A 19,054-nucleotide genomic window follows, 5' to 3' on the forward strand; every position below is an offset into this window, starting at 1 on the left:
ACCGGCATTCCATACTGAATGAATCCCACGAGGGAAGAGACAAATGACTACCCACACCGCCGCCTCTCCAGCGACCGCCCCGGCCACCGCACTGGCCGAACTGTCCCGCCTGCCGCAGGACGCCTTCGTCGCCCGCCTCGACGGCATCTTCGAGCACTCGCCCTGGATCGCCGAGCGCGCCTGGAGCGCCGGCCCCTTCACCAGCGTCGATGCGCTGCACGCCGCGATGTGCCTGGTGGTGGATAACGCCGCCCAATCCGAACAGCTCGCCCTGATCTGCGCCCACCCGGAACTGGCGGGCAAGGAAGCCGAGGAAGGCACGCTAACCACCGCTTCGACCGGCGAGCAGCGCGGCGCCGGCCTGGACCAGTGCAGCAAGGAAGAACTGCAGCGCCTGCGCGACCTGAACAAGGCCTACCGCGAACGCTTCGGCTTTCCCTTCGTGATCGCGGTCAAGGGCCTGACCCGCTACCAGATCATGGACGGCGTCGAAGCCCGCCTGGCCAACGACCGCGACACCGAATTCCGCACCTGCCTGAAGGAAATCGGCAAGATTGCCCGTTTCCGCCTGGACGCACTTTTCGCAGCCCAGGGCTGACCACCGGCTGAACGAGGCTCTCCGATGACTTCGCAAATCATTACCCCCTACCCCCGCGACCTGATCGGCTACGGCAGGAAGCCGCCGCACGCCAACTGGCCCGGGCGCGCCCGCATCGCCGTCCAGTTCGTGCTCAACTACGAGGAAGGCGGCGAGAACTGCGTGCTGCACGGCGACCCCGGCAGCGAGCAGTTCCTGTCCGAACTGTTCAACGCCGCCAGCTACCCCGAGCGCCACCTGTCCATGGAAGGCATCTACGAGTACGGCTCGCGCGTGGGCGTGTGGCGCTTCCTGCGCGAATTCGAGCGCCGCGGCCTGCCGATGACGATCTTCGGCGTGTCGATGGCGCTCGAACGCCACCCCGAACTCACCGCCGCCTTCAAGGCGCTCGGCCACGAGATCGCCTGCCACGGCTGGCGCTGGATCCACTACCAGAACACCCCCGAGGAGATCGAGCGCGAGCACATGCGCATCGGCATGGAGATCATCGAGCGCCTGACCGGCGAGCGCGCGCTGGGCTGGTACACCGGCCGCGACTCGCCCAACACCCGCCGACTGGTGGCCGACTACGGCGGCTTCCTGTACGACTCGGACTACTACGGCGACGACCTGCCGTTCTGGACCGAAGTCGAAAAGACCGGCGGCGACACCGTGCCGCACCTGGTCGTGCCCTACACGCTCGACACCAACGACATGCGCTTCGCGCTGCCGCAGGGCTTCTCGTACGGCGACGAGTTCTTCGAGTACCTGCGCGACGCCTTCGACGTCATGTATGCCGAGGGCGAGGAGCGCCCGGCGATGATGAGCATCGGCATGCACTGCCGCCTGCTCGGCCGGCCGGGCCGCTTCAAGGCGCTGCAGCGCTTCCTCGACCACATCGAGAAGCACGACCGCGTCTGGGTCTGCCGCCGCGTCGATGTCGCTCGCCACTGGATCGAAAACCACCCGTACCAGCCCAAATAACCCACGCGGAAGCCGCCCCCGCCCCCCGTCCTTTCCTTTTGGCAGCCGGGCGGAACCCGCACAACCCGCTGAATCCAAAGGAGAACACCCCATGGCTAGTCACACTCCCGGCGCCCCCGTCTTCGCCGCCCCCGCCGAACTGCCCGACTGGGCACAGCGCTCGGTCGATCTCGCCAACCCGCGCCTGGGCGCCAAGGCGATCGCCGTCTCCGACGATTTCTTCGCCGAAGTCTCACGCATGCTCAACCCCGAACCCGCCCAGTTCGTCCCCGGCAAGTTCGATACCAACGGCAAGTGGATGGACGGCTGGGAGTCCCGCCGCAAGCGCGTCGCCGGCCATGACTGGGCCATCGTCCGGCTCGGCGTCAAGGGCCTCATCCGCGGCTTCGACATCGATACGTCGCACTTCACCGGCAACTATCCGCCCGCCGTCTCCATCGAGGCTTGCGTGGCCGAGTCCGACGACGCCGAGACCCTCAAGGCCGCCGACTGGACCGAGATCCTGCCCGCCACCCCCTGCGGCCCCAACAGCCACCACATCGTCGAGTGCGCCAGCACCCAGGCCTGGACCCACTTGCGGGTGAACATGTATCCGGACGGCGGTATCGCCCGGCTGCGCGTCTATGGCCGCCCGGTGGGTTCGCTGGCCGCCGCGGCCGGCGAACTGGTCGATCTGGTGGCGATGGAGAATGGCGGACGCGCGGTGTCGTGGAACGATGCGAGTTTCGGTTCCTCGGCCGCCGCGCTGCTGTTGCCCGGCCGTGGCATGAACATGGGCGATGGCTGGGAGACCCGCCGCCGCCGCGAGCCGGGCAACGATTGGTGCGTGCTCGAGCTGGGCGCGCCCGGCACGGTCGAGAAGATCGAGGTCGATACCGCTTTCTTCAAGGGCAACTACCCGGATCGCTGCTCGATCCAGGCCGCCTGCGTGAGCGGCGGCACCGATCGCTCCATCACCACCCAGTCGATGTTCTGGCAGACCTTGCTGCCCGAGCAAAAACTCGAGATGGATGCGATCCATACTTTCACCGAGCAGCTCGCCAAGCTCGGGACCATCACCCATGTGCGCTTGAACATCTTCCCCGATGGCGGCGTGTCCCGACTGCGCCTGTGGGGCAAGCCCGAGGCGAAGAACTGATCGTCCACGCTGCCGCGCTGGCTCCATGAGCGCGGCAGCGTTTTTTTGCGTTCTTCCTTCAATACCGTTCGTTCAAGCAGGAGCATCTTTCACCGTAGGAGCGGCTTCAGCCGCGAAAGGCGCTTGTTCGCGGCTAAAGCCGCTCCTACACCGAGAGGAAAATCTCCTGAGTGAACAGCATCGGCCCTTCCTTTCCTTTTCCGCACGAGACGCCCATGTCCGAACACAACGCCTTCACCCTGCAGGTCCAGCCGCTGACCCGCGAGGCTTTCGCCCCTTTCGGCGAGCTCATCGAGGCCTGTGACGCCGTCCAGCATTTCACCATCAACGCCGGCAATACCGAGCGCTACCACGATCTGGCCAACATCGAACCCGGGCCCGAGGGTCGCGTCATCATTTCCATCTTCCGCGGACAGCCCCGCAGCCTGCCCTTCTGCGTGCAGATGATGGAGCGCCATCCGCTCGCTTCACAGGCCTTCATTCCGATGTCCGGCAGGCCCTACCTCGTCGTCGTCGCGCCGGCCGGCGAGCCCCCTGCCGTCCAGGACCTGAAGGTCTTCCTCGCCCGCGCCGACCAGGGCGTCAATTACGCCACCGGCGTATGGCACCACCCGCTGCTCGCACTCGACGGCGTCTGCGACTTCATCGTCATCGACCGCAAGGGAACCGGACACAACTGCGACGAAATCCAGCTCGAACGACACGGCATCATCACCGACCGGAATCCCTGATTCACAGCGCCTGCTGACTCAGGCCAGCAACCGGAGCCGACGCCATGGATGATCTCGACGCCTTTGCCGGATGCCCGTATGCGGAATGCCCCGAGGGCTTCAGTACAGAAGAATGGCGTGCGCGCGTCGATCTCGCCGCCTGCTATCGTCTCGCCGCGGCAAGAGGCTGGACCGACCTCATCTACACCCACATCTCGCTGCGCCTGCCGGGGCGCGACGATATTTTCCTGATCAACGCCTTCGGCCAGACCTTCGACGAGATCAGCGCTTCCAGCCTGCTGACGATCGATCTCGAAGGCCGCGTCACCGACGGCAGCGGCCGCAAAGCCAACCCGAGCGGCTTCGCCATCCACGGCGCGGTGCATCGCGCCCGCGCCGACGCCCACTGCGTGATCCACCTGCACACCGACGCCGGCATCGCCGTCTCCGCGCTGCGCGGCGGGCTGCTGCCGCTGTCCCAGCACGCGATGCGCTTCTGGGACGACATCGGCTATCACGACTACCAGGGTCTGACTTTCGGCGCCGAAGAGCAGGCGCAGTTCATCGCCGAACTCGGCACGCACCGCGCGATGATGCTGCGCAACCACGGCACCCTGACCTGCGGCCGCACGGTGGCCGAAGCCTTCGTGCTGATGGACACGCTGGACAAGGCCTGCCGCATCCAGCTCGCGGCGATGGCCGCCGGCGCGGTGACGATGCCACCCGACGAGGTGCTCGCACGCACCCACGCACAGCTCACCGCCGACCCCGCGCCCGAAGGCGAACTGGAATGGCCGGCGCTGCTGCGCGGCCTGATGCGTGCGGACCCCGGCTTCACACGCTGAACACCAAGCCATCATTCCTGTTCGAAGGGTGTCCCCAGCCTGGATCTCCTCCGGACAAGATGCCTCTCCCCGACCTACATCCACAGCAGGAGCACATCATGCCCACCATGCACATCGAACTGTTCGAAGGCCGCAGCCCGGAGAAGAAGCGTGAACTGGCCGCGGCGCTGACGAAGGAAACCTGCCGCGTGCTCGAATGCGAGCCCGGCGCGGTCGACATCATCTTCACCGACGTCAAGCGCGAGAACTGGGCCACCGGCGGCGTGATGTGGTCGGAACGCGACTGAGCGCAGCGCGATTTTCCGCGGCCGGCGGGCCAGGGCCCTCTGTGCGGCCCGCGCCGCAGCCGGGCCGCGATGCGCCGACACCGCACTGCAGCAATATCAATTTTCTTATTCAAGCTATAAGGCCATAACGATTTCCATATCGGGCCCCCTCACTACACTGGCCCCATGCACTGGTTGCGCCCTCCCCGGCGCGGCCGCAACGAAAAGCCAGGACGACAAGGAGACTCCGATGACAGCGCCCCCCGACACGACCGCCCGCCCGCAGCAGCCCGATCCCGTCGACGAACGCCTGCCCGGCGGCCGCCTGTTCACGCTGGCGCTGCAGCACGTGCTGGTGATGTACGCCGGCGCGATCGCCGTGCCGCTGATCGTGGGCGGCGCACTCAAGCTGCCGAAGGACCAGATCGCGCTGCTGATCAACGCCGACCTGCTGTGCTGCGGCATCGTCACCATCATCCAGTCGCTGGGCGTGGGCAAGTTCGGCATCCGCCTGCCGATCATGATGGGCGTCACCTTCGCCGCCGTCGGGCCGATGGTGGCGATGGCGGTCAATCCCGAACTGGGCATCAACGCCATCCTCGGCTCGGGCATCGCCGCCGGGCTGTTCGGCATCCTTTTCGCGCCGCTGGTGTCGCGCAGCCTGCCGCTGTTCCCGCCGGTGGTCACCGGCTCGATCATCGCCGTGATCGGCATCTCGCTGATGCCGGTGGCGATCAACTGGGCCGCCGGCGGCCAGCCGCAGATCCGCGACGCCGCCAGCGGCCAGCTGGTCGACAACCCGGCCTACGGCGCACCCGAACACCTGGCGATCGCCGGCATCGTGCTGCTCGTCGTGCTGGCGATCACCCGCTACGGGCGCGGCTTCGTGTCCAACGTGGCGGTGCTGTTCGGCATGGCGGTCGGCTTCCTGATCTCGATGGCGATGGGCAAGGTCAGCTTCGCCGGCATCGACGAGGTGCCGTGGGTGGCCTTCGTGACGCCGCTGCACTTCGGCATGCCGGTGTTCGACTTCGTCTCCATCGCCACCATGTGCCTGGTGATGGTCGTCGTCATGGTCGAATCGCTCGGCATGTTCCTCGCCCTGGGCGAACTCACCGGCCGCCGGCTGTCGCGCGACGACCTCACCCGCGGCCTGCGCACCGACGGCCTGGGCACGCTGATCGGCGGCTTCCTGAACACCTTCCCGCACACCTCGTTCTCGCAGAACGTCGGCCTGGTCGGCGTCACCGGCGTCAAGAGCCGCTGGGTGTGCGTGGCCGGCGGCGCCATCCTGATCGCCTTCGGCATGTTCCCCAAGATGGCGCTGATCATCGCCTCGGTACCGCAGTACGTGCTCGGCGGCGCCGGCCTGGTGATGTTCGGCATGGTCGCGGCCACCGGCATCAAGATCCTGCTCGGCGCCGACCTGCGCAGCAACCGCTTCAACCTCTACGTGGTCGCCATCAGCGTCGGCTTCGGCATGATTCCGATGGTGGCGCCGACCTTCTTCCACGGCATGCCCAAGGCGCTCGAACCGCTGCTGCACAGCGGCATCCTGCTCGCCGCGATCTCCGCGGTGCTGCTGAACCTGTTCCTGAACGGCACCCGCCGCCGGCAGGAGACGCTGGACGACGGCAAGGCGGGCGCCGCGCACACGCACTGAGCGCAGCCGGCTGCCGCACACCCGCGCACGAGACGGTCGGGGCCCCACGGCCCCGACCGTCTCGTGCTGTCTGCCTTCCTCTTCGCCGCGATGAGCCCCCCGCTCCTCATTCGGCCTGCTCCTCCACATTCCGCTTCAGTGCCCGGACATACCGTGCGGCGAGTGCCCGGATCGATGCGGGCAGGGCTGCCCATTCGCCGGGGCCGGGCGCCTACAGGAAGACGAACTTGGCGACGAAGAGCGCGAACAGCACGTACAAGGCCGGCGAGATGCGGTCGAACTGCCCGGTGAAGAACTTGAGCACGACATAGACGACGAAGCCGAGCGCGATGCCGTTGGCGATGGAGAAGGTGAGCGGCATCATCACCGCGGTGACGATCGCCGGAATGGTGTCGGTGTAGTCCTCCCACTCGATGTGGGCCAGCCCGGTACTCATCAGCATCGCCACGTAGATCAGCGCCCCGGCGGTGGCATAGCCCGGAATCATGCCGGCCAGCGGCGCGAAGAACATCGCCACCAGGAACAGCAGGCCGACGACGATCGCGGTCAGGCCGGTGCGTCCGCCCGCTGCCACGCCCGCGCAGCTCTCGACGTAGCTCGTCACCGGCGGGCAGCCGACACAGGCGCCGAGCACGCTCGCGGTGCTGTCGACCCTCACCGCCTCGGACAGCTTCTCGATGCTGCCGTCGGGCCTCTCCAGCCTGGCGCGGTGCGCCACCCCCATCAGCGTGCCGGCGGTGTCGAACAGATTCACGAACAGGAAGGCGAGGACGATGCTGATCATCGCCACGTCGAAGGCGCCGGCCACGTCCATCGCCAGCAGGGTCGGCGCCAGGCTGGGCGGCATCGACACCAGGCCGCCATATTCGACGATGCCAGCGGTCCAGCCGATGAAGGTGACCGTCAGGATGCTGATCAGGATGGCGCCGAACACGCGGAAGTGGCTCAGCACGCCGATCATCAGGAAGCACAGCCCGGCGAGCGCCGCGGGCAGCTCCAGCATCGAACCCATCGCCACCAGCGTCGCTTCGCTGGGCACGACGATGCCGGCGAGCTTGAGCCCGATCAGGCCGAGGAAGAGCCCGACGCCGGCCCCCATCGCAAAGCGCAGGCTGCGCGGAATGCTGTCGAGCAGCCACTGGCGCAGGCCGGTGAAACTGATCAGCATGAACAGCACGCCGGACAGGAACACCGCCCCCAGCGCCACCTCCCAGCTGTAGCCCATCTCGCCGACCACGGTGTAGGTGAAGAAGGCATTGAGCCCCATGCCGGGCGCCAGGCCGACCGGCCAGTTGGCGTAGAAACCCATCAGCAGGCTGCTCAGCGCCGAACCGATGCAGGTGGCGACGAAGGCGGCGCCATGGTCCATGCCGGCGGCGGCCATGATCATCGGATTGACGAAGATGATGTAGGCCATCGTGACGAAGGTGGTCAGCCCGGCGAACACTTCGGTGCGCACGTTCGTGCCGTGCTGGGCCAGGCGGAAGCGGCGCTCCAGCCAGCTGTCGGGGGGAATCTTCGCGGAAGCGGCCTCGGCAGCCGTGCTCGAAGTCTGGGTTTGCATGGATGTCTCCTCGGGCCGGCGGCGGTTGCGCATCGACTCTCGTTTGTTTTCGCTGGACGCCCTCACGGCTGCACTGGCCCTGCAGGACGCACTCTGGCATGACGTCGCCGGCACTTTGTTGACAATTTTGGCAACGACAGAGCTCGCAGTCTAGGCAGTGTGCCCCCACTCCTTCCATACGCGAAACCTGATAATAATTATCAGGCTTGACGTATGAACCGCTCTACATACGGGCAGCAGGCCGTTTCACGGCCCGCCACCCTCCAGGCCCAGCAGGCGGGCGATCCCCGAATCGCCCTCCTGCGCACCGCGGTCGAGCGACACCCGACCTTCCAGGTGGCCGACATGCTCGATCATCAGCGCGCGGGCGCAGCTCGCATCGCCGGCGGCGATGGCATCGAGGATCCGTTCGTGGTCGTCGAGCATGCAGGTGGGTGGCGATTCCCGGCGATGGGCAAGCACGACCAAGGGCATGCGGGTCACGATCTCGTCGAGGAAGGACGCGAGCACGGTATTGCCGACGGCGTCGGCGAGCTGCAGATGGAAATCGACCGACAGGCGCAGCGCCCTGCGCACGTCCTGCGCTTCGTAGGCCTGCCGCTCCTGCCGCGCCAGCGCACGCAGGCGTGCGATGTCGGCTTCCGTCAGGCGCTCGACCGCCAGTTCGACGATGGCCGCCTCGATGTAGCGGCGGGCGGTGAACAGGTCGCGGCCCTCGGCCGCGGACGGATGGGCGACGAACACGCCGCGATTGGGCGCATGCGTGACCAGGCGATAGATTTCCAGGCGGGCAAGGGCCTGACGGACCACTGCACGGTTGACACCGAAGGCATCGGCAAGCGCCTGTTCCTTGAGCTGCAGGCCGGGCGGCAGACGCTGGTCGAGCACCGCATTGCGCAGGGCTTCGAACACGCGCTGGCTCTCTTCGGTCGACGGCGCCTTGCCGGCCCGGCCTGCGGCCCTGTCCCGCGTATCGCCCGCTTGCTCCACCTCGCTCACCGCATCTCCTCCTGTGTCCCCGCCGCTGCCCTTGCTGCAGCAGGGGAAAGGATTATAACGAGATCGTGATTCGGCATATTTCGCTTCTGCCGCCATGAGCCCTGCCCGGCCCCGGCCAGCCGGCGCGCAGGCCGCAGCCAGCCGGGCTTTCCGCCCGCCGGCAGCAATCGGATGCATGCCGGGCTGCCGACGAAGACAGCGCTTTAAATTGTTGACAATCATGTAGTCAATCGCCAAGATCGCCTCGCTGCCGCGCCAGGTCCTGCCGGCTCGAACAACGAATACAGGCATGTACAGTGCAACCGTCTCCGCCTTCGGCGGGTCGACCTGCACGGCACATGCTCCACACTGGAGGAGACAATGGGCGCAGATGCAATCCGCTTTCTGCTCAATGGCGAGCCGGTCGAGGTCTCCGGCATCGCCACCACCACCAGCCTGCTCAGTTGGCTGCGCATCCACCGCGGCCTGACCGGCACCAAGGAAGGCTGCGGCGAAGGCGACTGCGGCGCCTGTACCGTGGTCGTCGGCGAACTCGCCGGCGAGGGTGAGGAACCGAGTGGCGAACCGAGCGACGAACTGCGGCTTTACAGCCTCAATGCCTGTATCCAGTTCGTGCCGGCGCTCGACGGCAAGGCGGTGTTCACCGTCGAATACCTGCGCCGCCAGGCCGGCGGCAGCCTGCATCCGGTGCAGCAGGCGATGGTGGATTGCCACGGTTCGCAATGCGGCTTCTGCACGCCCGGCTTCGTGATGTCGCTGTGGGACCTCTACAACGACTGCGTGCCGGCCGGCACCCGCCCCGATACCGCCCGCATCCGCAGCCAATTGGCCGGCAACCTGTGCCGCTGCACCGGCTACCGGCCGATCATCGAGGCGGGCGAGCGCATGTTCGAGCTGCCTGAACGCGTTCTGGACCGCGAGGCCCTGCGTGCCGGACTGCTCGCCCTGCGCCGCAGCGGCGGATTCGACTACGCCCACGACGGCTGCCATTTCCATGCCCCGCGCACGCTCGCCGGACTCGTCGAACTGCGCAGCCGCAAGCCGCAGGCCACCCTGCTGGCCGGCTGTACCGACATCGGCCTGTGGGTGAACAAGCAGTTCCGCGACGTCGGCGACCTGATCCACGTCGGCCGGGTCGAGGAATTGCGGCAGATCGGCGAGCAGCACGGCTTCCTGCGCATCGGCGCGGCGGTGCCGCTGAGCGACGCCTACGCCGCGCTGTGCCGGCGCTATCCGGAACTGGGCGAGCTGTGGGAGCGCTTCGCCTCGCTGCCGGTGCGCAATGCCGGCACGCTCGGCGGCAACATCGCCAACGGCTCGCCGATCGGCGATTCGGCACCCGCGCTGATCGTCCTCGGCGCCCGCGTCGTGCTGCATGGCATGCATGGCCGCCGCACGCTGCCGCTGGAAGCGTTCTACCTCGACTACATGAAGAAGGACCTCGCCGCCGACGAGATCGTCGAGGCGGTCGAAGTGCCCTTGCGCGCACCGACGCTGCGCCTGCGCAGCTGGAAGCTGTCCAAGCGCTTCGATTCCGACATCTCGGCGGTGTGCGCGGCCTTCGCCCTGCAGCTCGAGGACGGCATCGTGCGCGCCCCGCGCATCGCCTTCGGCGGCATGGCGGCAACGTCCCGGCGCGCCCTGCGCACCGAGGCGGCGCTCGAAGGCCGCCGCTGGGACGAAGCCGCGCTGGCGGCCGCGCTGCAGGCGCTGGACCAGGACTACGCGCCGCTCGGCGACCTGCGCGCCAGCGCCGGCTACCGCCGCCGTGCGGCCGCCAACCTGCTGCGCCGCTTCCATCTCGAGACCCGTGCCGAGGCGCCGCTCGACGCGCAGCAGACGCGCGTGTTCGCCGCCTTCGACAGCTTCGCCGCCCAGTCCCAGCCCCTCCCCAGCCCCGAGGCCGCCCGATGAAAGCCGAAACCCTCCCCCAGGCCTCGCCCGCCGCCCCGGCCGCGCACCACGGCCACCCGCACGAGTCGGCCCACCTGCACGTCAGCGGCGAGGCCACTTACGTGGACGACATCCGCGAACTCGCCGGCACCGTCCACGCCGCGCTGGGGCTGTCCACCCAGGCCCATGCGCGCATCACCGCGCTCGGGCTCGACGCGGTACGGGCGATGCCGGGCGTGATCGCGGTGTTCACCGCCGCCGACATTCCCGGCAGCAACGACTGCGGGCCGATCATCCACGACGATCCCATCCTCGCCGACGGCCTGGTGCAGTACGTCGGCCAGCCGATCTTCGCCGTGGTCGCCGAAAGCCACGAACTCGCACGCTGCGCCGCGCGCCGCGCCGAGGTGGCCTACGAGCCGCTGCCCGCCGTGCTCGATCCGCTGCAGGCGAAGCAGCAGCACAGCTTCGTGCTGCCGCCGATGCAGCTGGTGCGCGGCGATCCCGCCGCCTGCCTCGCCGCCGCGCCGCACCGGCTCGCCGGCCGCTGGCAGGTGGGCGGCCAGGAACAGTTCTATCTCGAAGGCCAGATCTCCTATGCCGTGCCGCGCGAGGACGGCTGCATCCACCTGTGGTGCTCCACCCAGCACCCCACCGAGATGCAGCAGGTCGTCGGCCACGCCCTCGGTCTGGCGGCGAACCAGGTCGTCGTCGAGATGCGGCGCATGGGCGGCGGCTTCGGCGGCAAGGAATCGCAGTCGGCGCTGTTCGCCTGCGTCGCCGCGCTGGCCGCCTCGCGCCTGCGCCGCCCGGTCAAGCTGCGCCCCGACCGCGACGACGACATGATGATCACCGGCAAGCGCCACGACTTCCACTACGACTACGACGTCGGCTTCGACGACGATGGCCGCATCCTCGCCGCGCGCATCGAGATGACCGCGCGGGCCGGCTTCTCGGCCGACCTGTCGGGGCCGGTGGCGACGCGCGCGATCTGCCACTTCGACAACGCCTACTACCTGTCCGACGTCGACATCCGCGCACTGTGCGCCAGGACCAACACCCAGTCGAACACCGCCTTCCGCGGCTTCGGCGGGCCGCAGGGGGCGATCGCGATCGAATACATCATCGACAGCATCGCGCGCGAACTCGGCCGCGACCCGCTCGACGTGCGCAAGCTCAACTTCTACGGCGGCGAAGGGCGCGACCTCACCCCCTACGGCCAGCGCGTGGAGGACAACGTGATCCATGAATTGGTCGCCGAACTCGAGGCCGGCAGTGCCTACCGCGAACGCCGGCGCGGGATCGCCGCCTTCAACGCCGCCAGTCCGGTGCTGAAGAAGGGCCTGGCGCTGACGCCGCTGAAGTTCGGCATCTCCTTCAACGTCGCCCACTACAACCAGGCCGGGGCGCTGGTGCATGTCTACACCGACGGTTCGGTGCTGGTGAACCACGGCGGCACCGAGATGGGCCAGGGTCTCAACACCAAGGTCTGCCAGGTCGTCGCCAACGAGCTCGGCATCCCGCTGGCGCAGGTGCGCGCCACCGCCGCCGACACCAGCAAGGTGGCCAACACCTCGGCCACCGCCGCCTCCACCGGCGCCGACCTCAACGGCAAGGCGGCCGAGGATGCCGCCCGCCGCATCCGCCTGCGCCTGGCCGAATTCGCCGCCGGCACATACGGTGGCGGAAGCATCGGTGCCGACGCCGTCCGCTTCACCAACGGCCAGGTGGAAATTGGCGAAACCGTGCAGCCCTTCGCCGAACTGGTGATCCGTGCTTACGAGGCCCGCGTGCAACTGTGGTCGGAAGGCTTCTACGCCACGCCCAGGCTGAGCTGGGACCTCAGCACGCTGACCGGACGCCCCTTCTACTACTTCGCCTACGGCGCCGCGGTGTCCGAAGTGCTGGTCGACACCCTGACCGGCGAATGGCGGCTGCTGCGCGCCGACCTGCTGCACGATGCCGGCAACTCGATCAACCCGGCGATCGACATCGGCCAGGTCGAGGGCGCCTTCATCCAGGGCATGGGTTGGCTGACGATGGAGGAGCTGTGGTGGAACAAGGACGGCCGGCTGATGACCCACGCGCCGTCGACCTACAAGATCCCCGCCGCCCACGACTGCCCGGCCGAGTTCCACACCCGCCTGTTCCGCAACCACAGCCACGAAGACACCATCCTGCGCTCGAAGGCCGTCGGCGAACCGCCGCTGCTGCTGCCCTTCTCGGTGCTGCTGGCGATCCGCGACGCCATCGCCGCGGCCGGCGACGGCCGGACGAACCCGCCGCTGCGCGCGCCGGCGACGCCCGAGGCGATTCTCGACGCCGTCGAGGCGGTACGGGCGGCCTGCGGCGAGGGGAGCCGGCCATGACGCCCTGGATCGAACAGCTCGCACGATGGGCGGCCGACGGCATCCCGGCGGTGCTGGTGACGGTCGCCGCCACCCGCGGCTCGACGCCGCGCGCGCCCGGCGCGCGCATGATCGTCAGCGCCGATGCCTGCCACGGCACCATCGGCGGCGGCCAGCTCGAACTGCGCGCGATCGCCCTCGCCCGCCAGCGCCTTGCCGACGGCGCGGCGCTTCCGAGCCTGGTGCGCTTCCCGCTCGGCGCCAGCGTCGGCCAGTGCTGCGGCGGCGTGATGCAGCTCGCCTTCGAACCGGTGGGCGCTGCCCAGCGCGGCTGGATCGAGGTGGCACAGGCCCGGGCCGCGGCGGGCCGTCCCTGGGGGCGGCTGGTATCCCTGACGGACGGCACCGTCCGCGTGTTCGACGAGGAGCCGGCCGAGTTGCCTGGCGATGAACGCCTCGCCGAGCACGCCCGCAGCCTGCTGGCCGGCAGCGCCGACAGCGCCACGCTGCTGGCGGGCAAGACCGTCGGCAGCATCGACGCGCTGCTCGACGTCAGCCTGCCGCCGGAACTGCAGGTGGTGCTGTTCGGTGCCGGCCACGTCGGCCGCGCGCTTGCCGAAGTCTTCGGCCGCCTGCCGATGCGGATGCGCTGGGTCGATGCGCGCGACGAGGAATTCCCTGCCGCGGTCGCAGACAACATCGAGGTGCGCTGCACCGACATGCCCGAGGCCGAAGTGCGCGCGGCCCCGGCCGATGCCGTGTTCCTGGTGCTGACCCACAGCCATGCGCTGGATTTCGAGCTGGTGCGCGCCATCCTCGACCGCGGCGACTTCCGCTTCTGCGGCCTGATCGGCTCGCACGCCAAGCGCGCCAGCTTCGAGCAGCGCCTGCGCGCGCGCGGCTACGGCGAGCAGGCGATCGCCCGCCTGCACTGCCCGATCGGCGCACCCGGCCTCGCCGGCAAGGAGCCCGCGGTCATCGCCGTCGCGATCGCCGCCGAAGTGCTGCAGCTGCGCGGCGCCTCGCTCGCCGCGCGTCCCGCACAACGCCACCGCGCGGCATGACGGCGATGCGCGTTCGCCCTGCCGCCCGCTCCCGCCCTTCTTTCCGAGCCTGCCCGACATGAACCCTGCCGACCTGCACGCCGTCCGCGGCGAGATCCTGCACTTCCTCGCCGACCCCGCCAGCCATGGCGAAGCCGCCATCGAGCACTTCGCCGACGGCCTGCTGCTGATACGCGACGGCCATGTCGCCGAAACCGGCCCGGCCGGCGAGCTGCTCGCCCGCCTGCCGGCCGACGTGCCGGTGACCGACTACCGCGGCAAGCTGATCCTGCCCGGCTTCGTCGACACCCACATCCACTACGCCCAGACCGACATCATCGCCAGCCACGGCGAGCAGCTGCTGGCCTGGCTGGAGAAATACACCTTCCCCGCCGAAGCCCGCTTCGCCGATCCGGAACACGCGCGGGCCGTCGCCGAATTCTTCTGCGACGAGCTGCTGCGCAACGGCACCACCACCGCCCTCGCCTTCGCCACCGTGCATGCAACATCCGTCGACGCGCTGTTCGAAGCCGCGCTGAAGCGGCGCATGCGGATGATCACGGGCAAGGTGATGATGGATCGCCACTGCCCGGACTTCCTGCGCGACACCGCCGCCGGCGGCTACGCCGAATCCCAGGCCTTGATCGAACGCTGGCACGGCCGCGAGCGTCTGCAGTACGCCGTCACACCGCGCTTCGCCGCCACCTCCACGCCCGAACAGATGAGGCTTGCCGGCCGTCTGTACGCCGAGCACCCGGGGCTCTACCTGCAGTCCCACGTCGCCGAGAACCGCGGCGAAGTCGCCTGGGTGGCGAAGCTCTACCCCGAGGCGCGCAGCTACCTGGACGTCTACGACCGCTTCGGCCAGCTCGGCATGCGCTCGGTCTACGCCCACTGCATCTGGCTCGACGACACCGACCGCCGGCGCATGGCCGACACCGGCGCAGCCGTCAGCTTCTGCCCGACTTCCAACCTGTTCCTCGGCTCAGGCCTGTTCGACTTCGGGCGCGCGCGCGAGCTGGGCCTGCGCGTCGGCATCGGCACCGACGTCGGCGCCGGCACCAGCTTTTCGATGCTGCAGACGCTGAACGAGGCTTACAAGGTGCTGCAGCTCGGGGGCCAGAAACTGTCCGCAGCCAGCGCCTTCCACCTCGCCACGCTGGGCGGCGCACACAGCCTCTACCTGGACGAGCGCATCGGCAACTTCCTGCCCGGCAAGGAAGCCGATTTCGTCGTCCTCGACCCGGCCGCCACGCCGCTGCTGGCGCGGCGCATGCAAGGCGCGCAGACCCTGGACGAACGCCTGTTCGTATTGATGATGCTGGGCGACGACCGCAGCATTGCGGCGACCCATGTGCTCGGCAGGGTGGCCTGGCAGCGCCCCGGCTGAAACTGGAAATCGGACTGGACGAGGTGTTCGAGGACATCGACGGCCCGGCGCCCGCCACGGCTTGAGCCAATAGCCCGTCCGCCGCCAGACGTGGCAGCGGTCACCGGGGCTTCGTTTCACAACACGAAGCCCCGGCGCCGGCCGCCCTTTACAGCGGGAAGCCGATGATGCTCTTGGGGCGCGGCGGCGCGTAGGTGCGCACCTTGGATGTCCGCAGCCCCAGCCGGACCAGCGATTCCGCGATGGCCACGGCAGCGGCCACGCCATCGACCACCGGCACGCCCGTCCGCTCGCGCACCTTGTCCTCGAGCTCGGCCATGCCGCCGCAGCCGAGGCAGATCACCTCGGCGTGATCGTCGCGCACCGCGGCCTCGGCCTGGGCCACGATGGTTTCCACCGCGCGCTGGGGCTGGGTTTCCAGTTCCAGCACCGCCATGCCGCTGGCCCGGACCGAGGCGCAGCGCGCATCCAGCCCGGCCAGCTTCAGCCGATCCTCGATCAGGGGCACGGCGCGGTCCAGCGTGGTCACGACCGAATATTTGTGGCCAAGGAGCATCGCAGTCGAGGCGGCGGCCTCGGTGATGTCCACCACCGGCACTTCGAGCAGTTCCTGCAGGCCCTCCCGCCCATGTTCGCCGTAACCGGCCTGGATCACCGCGTCGAAGGGCTGGTCGTAGCGCATCACCGCATCCATGACACCGACGGCGCAGAGATAGCTTTCAAAATTGCCCTCGACCGACTCGGCGCCAAAGCGCGGGGTCAGGCCGACGATCTCGGTGCCGGGGGCCGCGAACTTGCGGGCCTGGGCGGCAATGCTCTTGGTCATCGAGGCGGTGGTGTTCACGTTGACGATCAGAATGCGCATCTGTCTCTCCGGTCAATGAGTGGTGGCCACGGCGATCGCCTCGCCGTCGCGGTCGGCATAGACTCCGCCCTTGGGCGCAATCAGGTAATAGAACAGCCCGCCAAGCCCCGCGGCGATGAACCACGAGAATTGCGACAGCACTTGCAGCGCCGGAAGGAAGGCGAACAGCAGCGAGATCAGGGCCGAGGGGACCAGCGCCTTGATCGCGGCAGGGTTGATGCCGTTGACGTAGTGATAAGGGCCCCGGTGGTCCTCGGTGTAGAGCGCGGGAACGTCGACCTTCTGTTTGCGGATCAGCCAGTAGTCGGCCATCACGATCCCGAACAGCGGGCCCAGGAAGGCGCCCAGGCCACCCAGGAAATAGACGATCACGACGGGCGAGTTGTAGAGGTTCCAGGGCAGGATGACGAAACCGATGATCGCGCTGACCACGGCGGCGCGGCGGAAGTCCAGGTACTGGGGCAGCAGGTTCGCCAGCGCGAAGGACGGCGCGACGAAGTTCGCCATCAGATTCACCGCGATGGTCAGGATCAGCAGGGCCAAGCTCGCCACTACCAGCAGGAAGGTGTTGGGGATCTTCTGGACGATGTCGGTCGGACTCTGGATCAGCGTGCCGTCGATGGACAGCTGGCCGCCGGTCAGGATCACGACGACCAGGCCGAAGATCAGCATGTTGATCGGGATGCCCCAGAAGTTGCCCCCCACGATGGCCTTCTTCGAGACCGCGCCGCGGGTGAAGTCGCAGAAGTTCAGCACGAAGGTGCCATAGATCGCCACCCACAGCGAGGCCGCACCCAGGATCTGCGCCCACATCGCGCCGCCGGTCAGCCCGCCGGGCTGCGACCAGACCAGCCTGCCACCCGAGCTGTAGAGCATCCAGCCCGCCAGCGACAGGAAGGTGACCAGGATGACGGGCCCGGCGAAAGCCTCGTACTTGCGGATGCTCTCCATGCCGTAGCAGGCGATGATGACCTGAACCACCCACAGGATCGAGAAGCTGATCCAGCCCAGCACCGACAGGCCGAGGACGATCTGCTGCGACAGCGGCGCAAGGCTGGGTATCATCGCGATCAGCAGCACGTCCAGCACCATCGAGGCCAGGTAGGTCTGGATGCCGAACCAGACGATGGCGACGCCGCCCCGGATCAAGGCCGGGATCTGCGCGCCACGGGTGCCGAAGCTGATCCGGCTCATCACCGGGAAAGGCACGCCGGTCTTCTCGCCCATGAAGCCCGAGAAGTTCAGCAGCACGAACAGGAAGAGCGCGCCGAACATCAGCGCGGCCAGGATCTGCCACGCGCCCAGCCCCAGCGCGAACAGCCCGATGGCAAAGGAATAGTTGCCCAGGCTATGCACGTCGTTGGCCCAGAGCGCGAAGATGTTGTAGGTGCTCCAGGTACGGCCCTCCTTCTTGCTGGGTGCAAGATCCTGGTTGTAAAGACCGGCCGAAACCCCGGCAGGCACTTCAAACTCGTGATTGCCGTCATCGGCAAGAGATGCGCTGTGGCTCATGCTGCACCCCCTTCTCCGAACCCGCCGCGATATTGCGCGCGCGGGCGTGCCGAAGGCTCGAACGGCGTTGCGGGACGTGTCTCATCAGGGCCATGCTGGCCGATATGCAAACTCATGATTCTCCTCCTTGTTTTATCTGAAACCGGTACTTTTCCGGCTGGCGACCCCACTGCCTCCGGGGGCTGCTCGGGTGCCGGGGCCGGACACACGGCCGGCCCCGGCAGTAAATTCATCTGCTCTGGTACGGGTGGTTTTCGATCCAGTGGCGGGCGACATCGACGCGGCGGCAGACCCAGACGCGGTCGTGCTTCTCGATGTGGTCGAGGAAGCGCTGCAGGGCCTTGAAGCGGCCCGGGCGGCCGAGCAGGCGGCAGTGCATGCCGATGCTCATCATCGCCGGGCGTTCCTCGCCCTCGGCGTACATCACGTCGAAGGCGTCGCGCAGGTATTCGAAGAACTCGTCGCCGTGCGAGAAGCCCTGCGGCAGCGCGAAGCGCATGTCGTTGGTGTCGAGCGTGTAGGGCACGACCAGGTGGGGCACGGTGTCGCCGTCGGTCTTTTCGACTTCGGTCCAGAACGGCAGGTCGTCGCCGTAGTAGTCCGAGTCGTACAGGAAGCCGCCGTAGTCGGCCACCAGGCGGCGGGTGTTGGGCGAGTCGCGGCCGGTGTACCAGCCCAGCGCGCGCTCGCCGGTCAGGCGCTCGATGATCTCCATGCCGATGCGCATGTGCTCGCGCTCGATCTCCTCGGGGGTGTTCTGGTAGTGGATCCAGCGCCAGCCGTGGCAGGCGATCTCGTGGCCGAGCGCCTTGAAGGCGGCGGTGAGTTCGGGGTGGCGTTCGAGCGCCATCGACACGCCGAAGATCGTCATCGGCAGGCCGCGGCGCTCGAATTCGCGCAGGAAGCGCCACACGCCCACGCGCGAGCCGTACTCGTAGATGCCTTCCATGGACAGGTGGCGCTCGGGGTAGCTGGCGGCGTTGAACAGTTCGGACAGGAACTGCTCGCTGCCGGGGTCGCCGTGCAGCACGCAGTTCTCGCCGCCTTCCTCGTAGTTGAGCACGAACTGGACGGCGATGCGGGCGCGCCCGGGCCAGTTGGCGTGCGGCGGCTTCCTGCCGTAGCCGATCAGGTCGCGGGGGTAGGGCGCAGATGAGGGGATCGGGATATTGCCTGTCATTGCATTCTCCTCCAGCAATGGATTGGAAATCCGGCTTCGAAGCCGGTTGTTCTCGGGGTTGGCGTAAATCGGGACAG

General features: G+C 68.1%; 16 protein-coding genes. 11 read left to right on the plus strand and 5 right to left on the minus strand.

Annotated features, from left to right (window positions below):
* Positions 1 to 43 precede the first annotated feature (43 nt).
* The 7 genes from uraD to ACNQFN_RS15920 all read left to right on the plus strand — a co-directional run bounded on the left by uraD (position 44) and on the right by ACNQFN_RS15920 (position 6,183).
* Positions 44 to 598 carry a 2-oxo-4-hydroxy-4-carboxy-5-ureidoimidazoline decarboxylase gene (gene uraD / locus ACNQFN_RS15890; protein WP_418646963.1) on the plus strand — a complete coding sequence of 185 codons (555 nt, stop codon included), beginning with the start codon at positions 44 to 46 and terminating at the stop codon, positions 596 to 598.
* A gap of 24 nt (positions 599 to 622) precedes the next feature.
* On the plus strand, positions 623 to 1,561 hold the full coding sequence (puuE, locus tag ACNQFN_RS15895; RefSeq protein WP_418646964.1) for an allantoinase PuuE: 939 nt from the start codon (positions 623 to 625) through the stop codon (positions 1,559 to 1,561).
* 91 nt (positions 1,562 to 1,652) lie between these two features.
* Entirely contained in the window at positions 1,653 to 2,699 is a 1,047-nt protein-coding gene (alc, locus tag ACNQFN_RS15900) for an allantoicase (protein ID WP_418646965.1), read from the plus strand.
* A gap of 215 nt (positions 2,700 to 2,914) precedes the next feature.
* A complete protein-coding gene (locus ACNQFN_RS15905) occupies positions 2,915 to 3,430 on the plus strand; it encodes an ureidoglycolate lyase (RefSeq protein WP_418646966.1) in 516 nt (171 codons plus the stop codon).
* 44 nt (positions 3,431 to 3,474) lie between these two features.
* Positions 3,475 to 4,254: a class II aldolase/adducin family protein gene (locus ACNQFN_RS15910; protein ID WP_068639508.1), complete on the plus strand. Its 780-nt coding sequence runs from the start codon at positions 3,475 to 3,477 to the stop codon at positions 4,252 to 4,254.
* A 98-nt stretch (positions 4,255 to 4,352) separates the two neighbouring features.
* A complete protein-coding gene (locus ACNQFN_RS15915; RefSeq protein WP_068639507.1) occupies positions 4,353 to 4,541 on the plus strand; it encodes a 4-oxalocrotonate tautomerase in 189 nt (62 codons plus the stop codon).
* 229 nt (positions 4,542 to 4,770) lie between these two features.
* A complete protein-coding gene (locus ACNQFN_RS15920) occupies positions 4,771 to 6,183 on the plus strand; it encodes a nucleobase:cation symporter-2 family protein (RefSeq protein WP_418646967.1) in 1,413 nt (470 codons plus the stop codon).
* Positions 6,184 to 6,394: 211 nt separating this feature from the next.
* Here ACNQFN_RS15920 and ACNQFN_RS15925 read toward each other — a convergent pair whose 3' ends face one another.
* Positions 6,395 to 7,747, minus strand: coding sequence for an NCS2 family permease (locus ACNQFN_RS15925; protein ID WP_418646968.1), 1,353 nt, complete (start codon positions 7,745 to 7,747; stop codon positions 6,395 to 6,397).
* A 246-nt stretch (positions 7,748 to 7,993) separates the two neighbouring features.
* The gene (locus ACNQFN_RS15930) at positions 7,994 to 8,746 is read right to left on the minus strand and encodes a GntR family transcriptional regulator (RefSeq protein ID WP_418646969.1); all 753 of its coding nucleotides are present in this window, start codon (positions 8,744 to 8,746) and stop codon (positions 7,994 to 7,996) included.
* Between the two features lie 360 nt (positions 8,747 to 9,106).
* Between ACNQFN_RS15930 and xdhA the strand changes: the two genes are divergently transcribed.
* Genes xdhA through guaD form a run of 4 tightly spaced genes read left to right on the plus strand, consistent with a single transcriptional unit; the run spans position 9,107 to position 15,420 of the window.
* Complete coding sequence (xdhA, locus tag ACNQFN_RS15935; protein WP_418646970.1) at positions 9,107 to 10,660, plus strand: xanthine dehydrogenase small subunit; 1,554 nt, start codon at positions 9,107 to 9,109, stop codon at positions 10,658 to 10,660.
* Entirely contained in the window at positions 10,657 to 13,008 is a 2,352-nt protein-coding gene (gene xdhB, locus ACNQFN_RS15940; protein ID WP_418646971.1) for a xanthine dehydrogenase molybdopterin binding subunit, read from the plus strand. Before xdhA ends, xdhB begins: the two co-directional genes overlap by 4 nt.
* Positions 13,005 to 14,051 carry a xanthine dehydrogenase accessory protein XdhC gene (xdhC, locus tag ACNQFN_RS15945; RefSeq protein ID WP_418646972.1) on the plus strand — a complete coding sequence of 349 codons (1,047 nt, stop codon included), beginning with the start codon at positions 13,005 to 13,007 and terminating at the stop codon, positions 14,049 to 14,051. Before xdhB ends, xdhC begins: the two co-directional genes overlap by 4 nt.
* A gap of 58 nt (positions 14,052 to 14,109) precedes the next feature.
* Positions 14,110 to 15,420, plus strand: coding sequence for a guanine deaminase (gene guaD, locus ACNQFN_RS15950; protein WP_418646973.1), 1,311 nt, complete (start codon positions 14,110 to 14,112; stop codon positions 15,418 to 15,420).
* Positions 15,421 to 15,568: 148 nt separating this feature from the next.
* Here the strand turns inward: guaD and ACNQFN_RS15955 are convergent, their stop codons facing one another.
* The 3 genes from ACNQFN_RS15955 to puuE (ACNQFN_RS15965) all read right to left on the minus strand — a co-directional run bounded on the left by ACNQFN_RS15955 (position 15,569) and on the right by puuE (ACNQFN_RS15965) (position 18,977).
* The gene (locus tag ACNQFN_RS15955) at positions 15,569 to 16,285 is read right to left on the minus strand and encodes an aspartate/glutamate racemase family protein (RefSeq protein WP_418646974.1); all 717 of its coding nucleotides are present in this window, start codon (positions 16,283 to 16,285) and stop codon (positions 15,569 to 15,571) included.
* 12 nt (positions 16,286 to 16,297) lie between these two features.
* Positions 16,298 to 17,797 carry an NCS1 family nucleobase:cation symporter-1 gene (locus ACNQFN_RS15960; RefSeq protein WP_068639499.1) on the minus strand — a complete coding sequence of 500 codons (1,500 nt, stop codon included), beginning with the start codon at positions 17,795 to 17,797 and terminating at the stop codon, positions 16,298 to 16,300.
* Between the two features lie 229 nt (positions 17,798 to 18,026).
* Entirely contained in the window at positions 18,027 to 18,977 is a 951-nt protein-coding gene (puuE, locus tag ACNQFN_RS15965; protein ID WP_418646975.1) for an allantoinase PuuE, read from the minus strand.
* Between the last annotated feature and the right edge of the window lie 77 nt (positions 18,978 to 19,054).

Source organism: Thauera butanivorans (assembly GCF_048398245.1).
Taxonomy (GTDB): Bacteria; Pseudomonadota; Gammaproteobacteria; order Burkholderiales; family Rhodocyclaceae; genus Thauera; species Thauera butanivorans.

Excerpts from the sequence above, each read along its gene's own strand:
- uraD (WP_418646963.1), top strand. The coding sequence starts at position 44 with ATGACTACCCACACCGCCGCCTCTCCAGCGACCGCCCCGGCCACCGCA.
- puuE (WP_418646964.1), top strand. The coding sequence starts at position 623 with ATGACTTCGCAAATCATTACCCCCTACCCCCGCGACCTGATCGGCTAC.
- alc (WP_418646965.1), top strand. The coding sequence starts at position 1,653 with ATGGCTAGTCACACTCCCGGCGCCCCCGTCTTCGCCGCCCCCGCCGAA.
- ACNQFN_RS15905 (WP_418646966.1), top strand. The coding sequence starts at position 2,915 with ATGTCCGAACACAACGCCTTCACCCTGCAGGTCCAGCCGCTGACCCGC.
- ACNQFN_RS15910 (WP_068639508.1), top strand. The coding sequence starts at position 3,475 with ATGGATGATCTCGACGCCTTTGCCGGATGCCCGTATGCGGAATGCCCC.
- ACNQFN_RS15915 (WP_068639507.1), top strand. The coding sequence starts at position 4,353 with ATGCCCACCATGCACATCGAACTGTTCGAAGGCCGCAGCCCGGAGAAG.
- ACNQFN_RS15920 (WP_418646967.1), top strand. The coding sequence starts at position 4,771 with ATGACAGCGCCCCCCGACACGACCGCCCGCCCGCAGCAGCCCGATCCC.
- ACNQFN_RS15925 (WP_418646968.1), bottom strand. The coding sequence starts at position 7,747 with ATGCAAACCCAGACTTCGAGCACGGCTGCCGAGGCCGCTTCCGCGAAG.
- xdhA (WP_418646970.1), top strand. The coding sequence starts at position 9,107 with ATGGGCGCAGATGCAATCCGCTTTCTGCTCAATGGCGAGCCGGTCGAG.
- xdhB (WP_418646971.1), top strand. The coding sequence starts at position 10,657 with ATGAAAGCCGAAACCCTCCCCCAGGCCTCGCCCGCCGCCCCGGCCGCG.
- xdhC (WP_418646972.1), top strand. The coding sequence starts at position 13,005 with ATGACGCCCTGGATCGAACAGCTCGCACGATGGGCGGCCGACGGCATC.
- guaD (WP_418646973.1), top strand. The coding sequence starts at position 14,110 with ATGAACCCTGCCGACCTGCACGCCGTCCGCGGCGAGATCCTGCACTTC.
- ACNQFN_RS15955 (WP_418646974.1), bottom strand. The coding sequence starts at position 16,285 with ATGCGCATTCTGATCGTCAACGTGAACACCACCGCCTCGATGACCAAG.
- ACNQFN_RS15960 (WP_068639499.1), bottom strand. The coding sequence starts at position 17,797 with ATGAGCCACAGCGCATCTCTTGCCGATGACGGCAATCACGAGTTTGAA.
- puuE (WP_418646975.1), bottom strand. The coding sequence starts at position 18,977 with ATGACAGGCAATATCCCGATCCCCTCATCTGCGCCCTACCCCCGCGAC.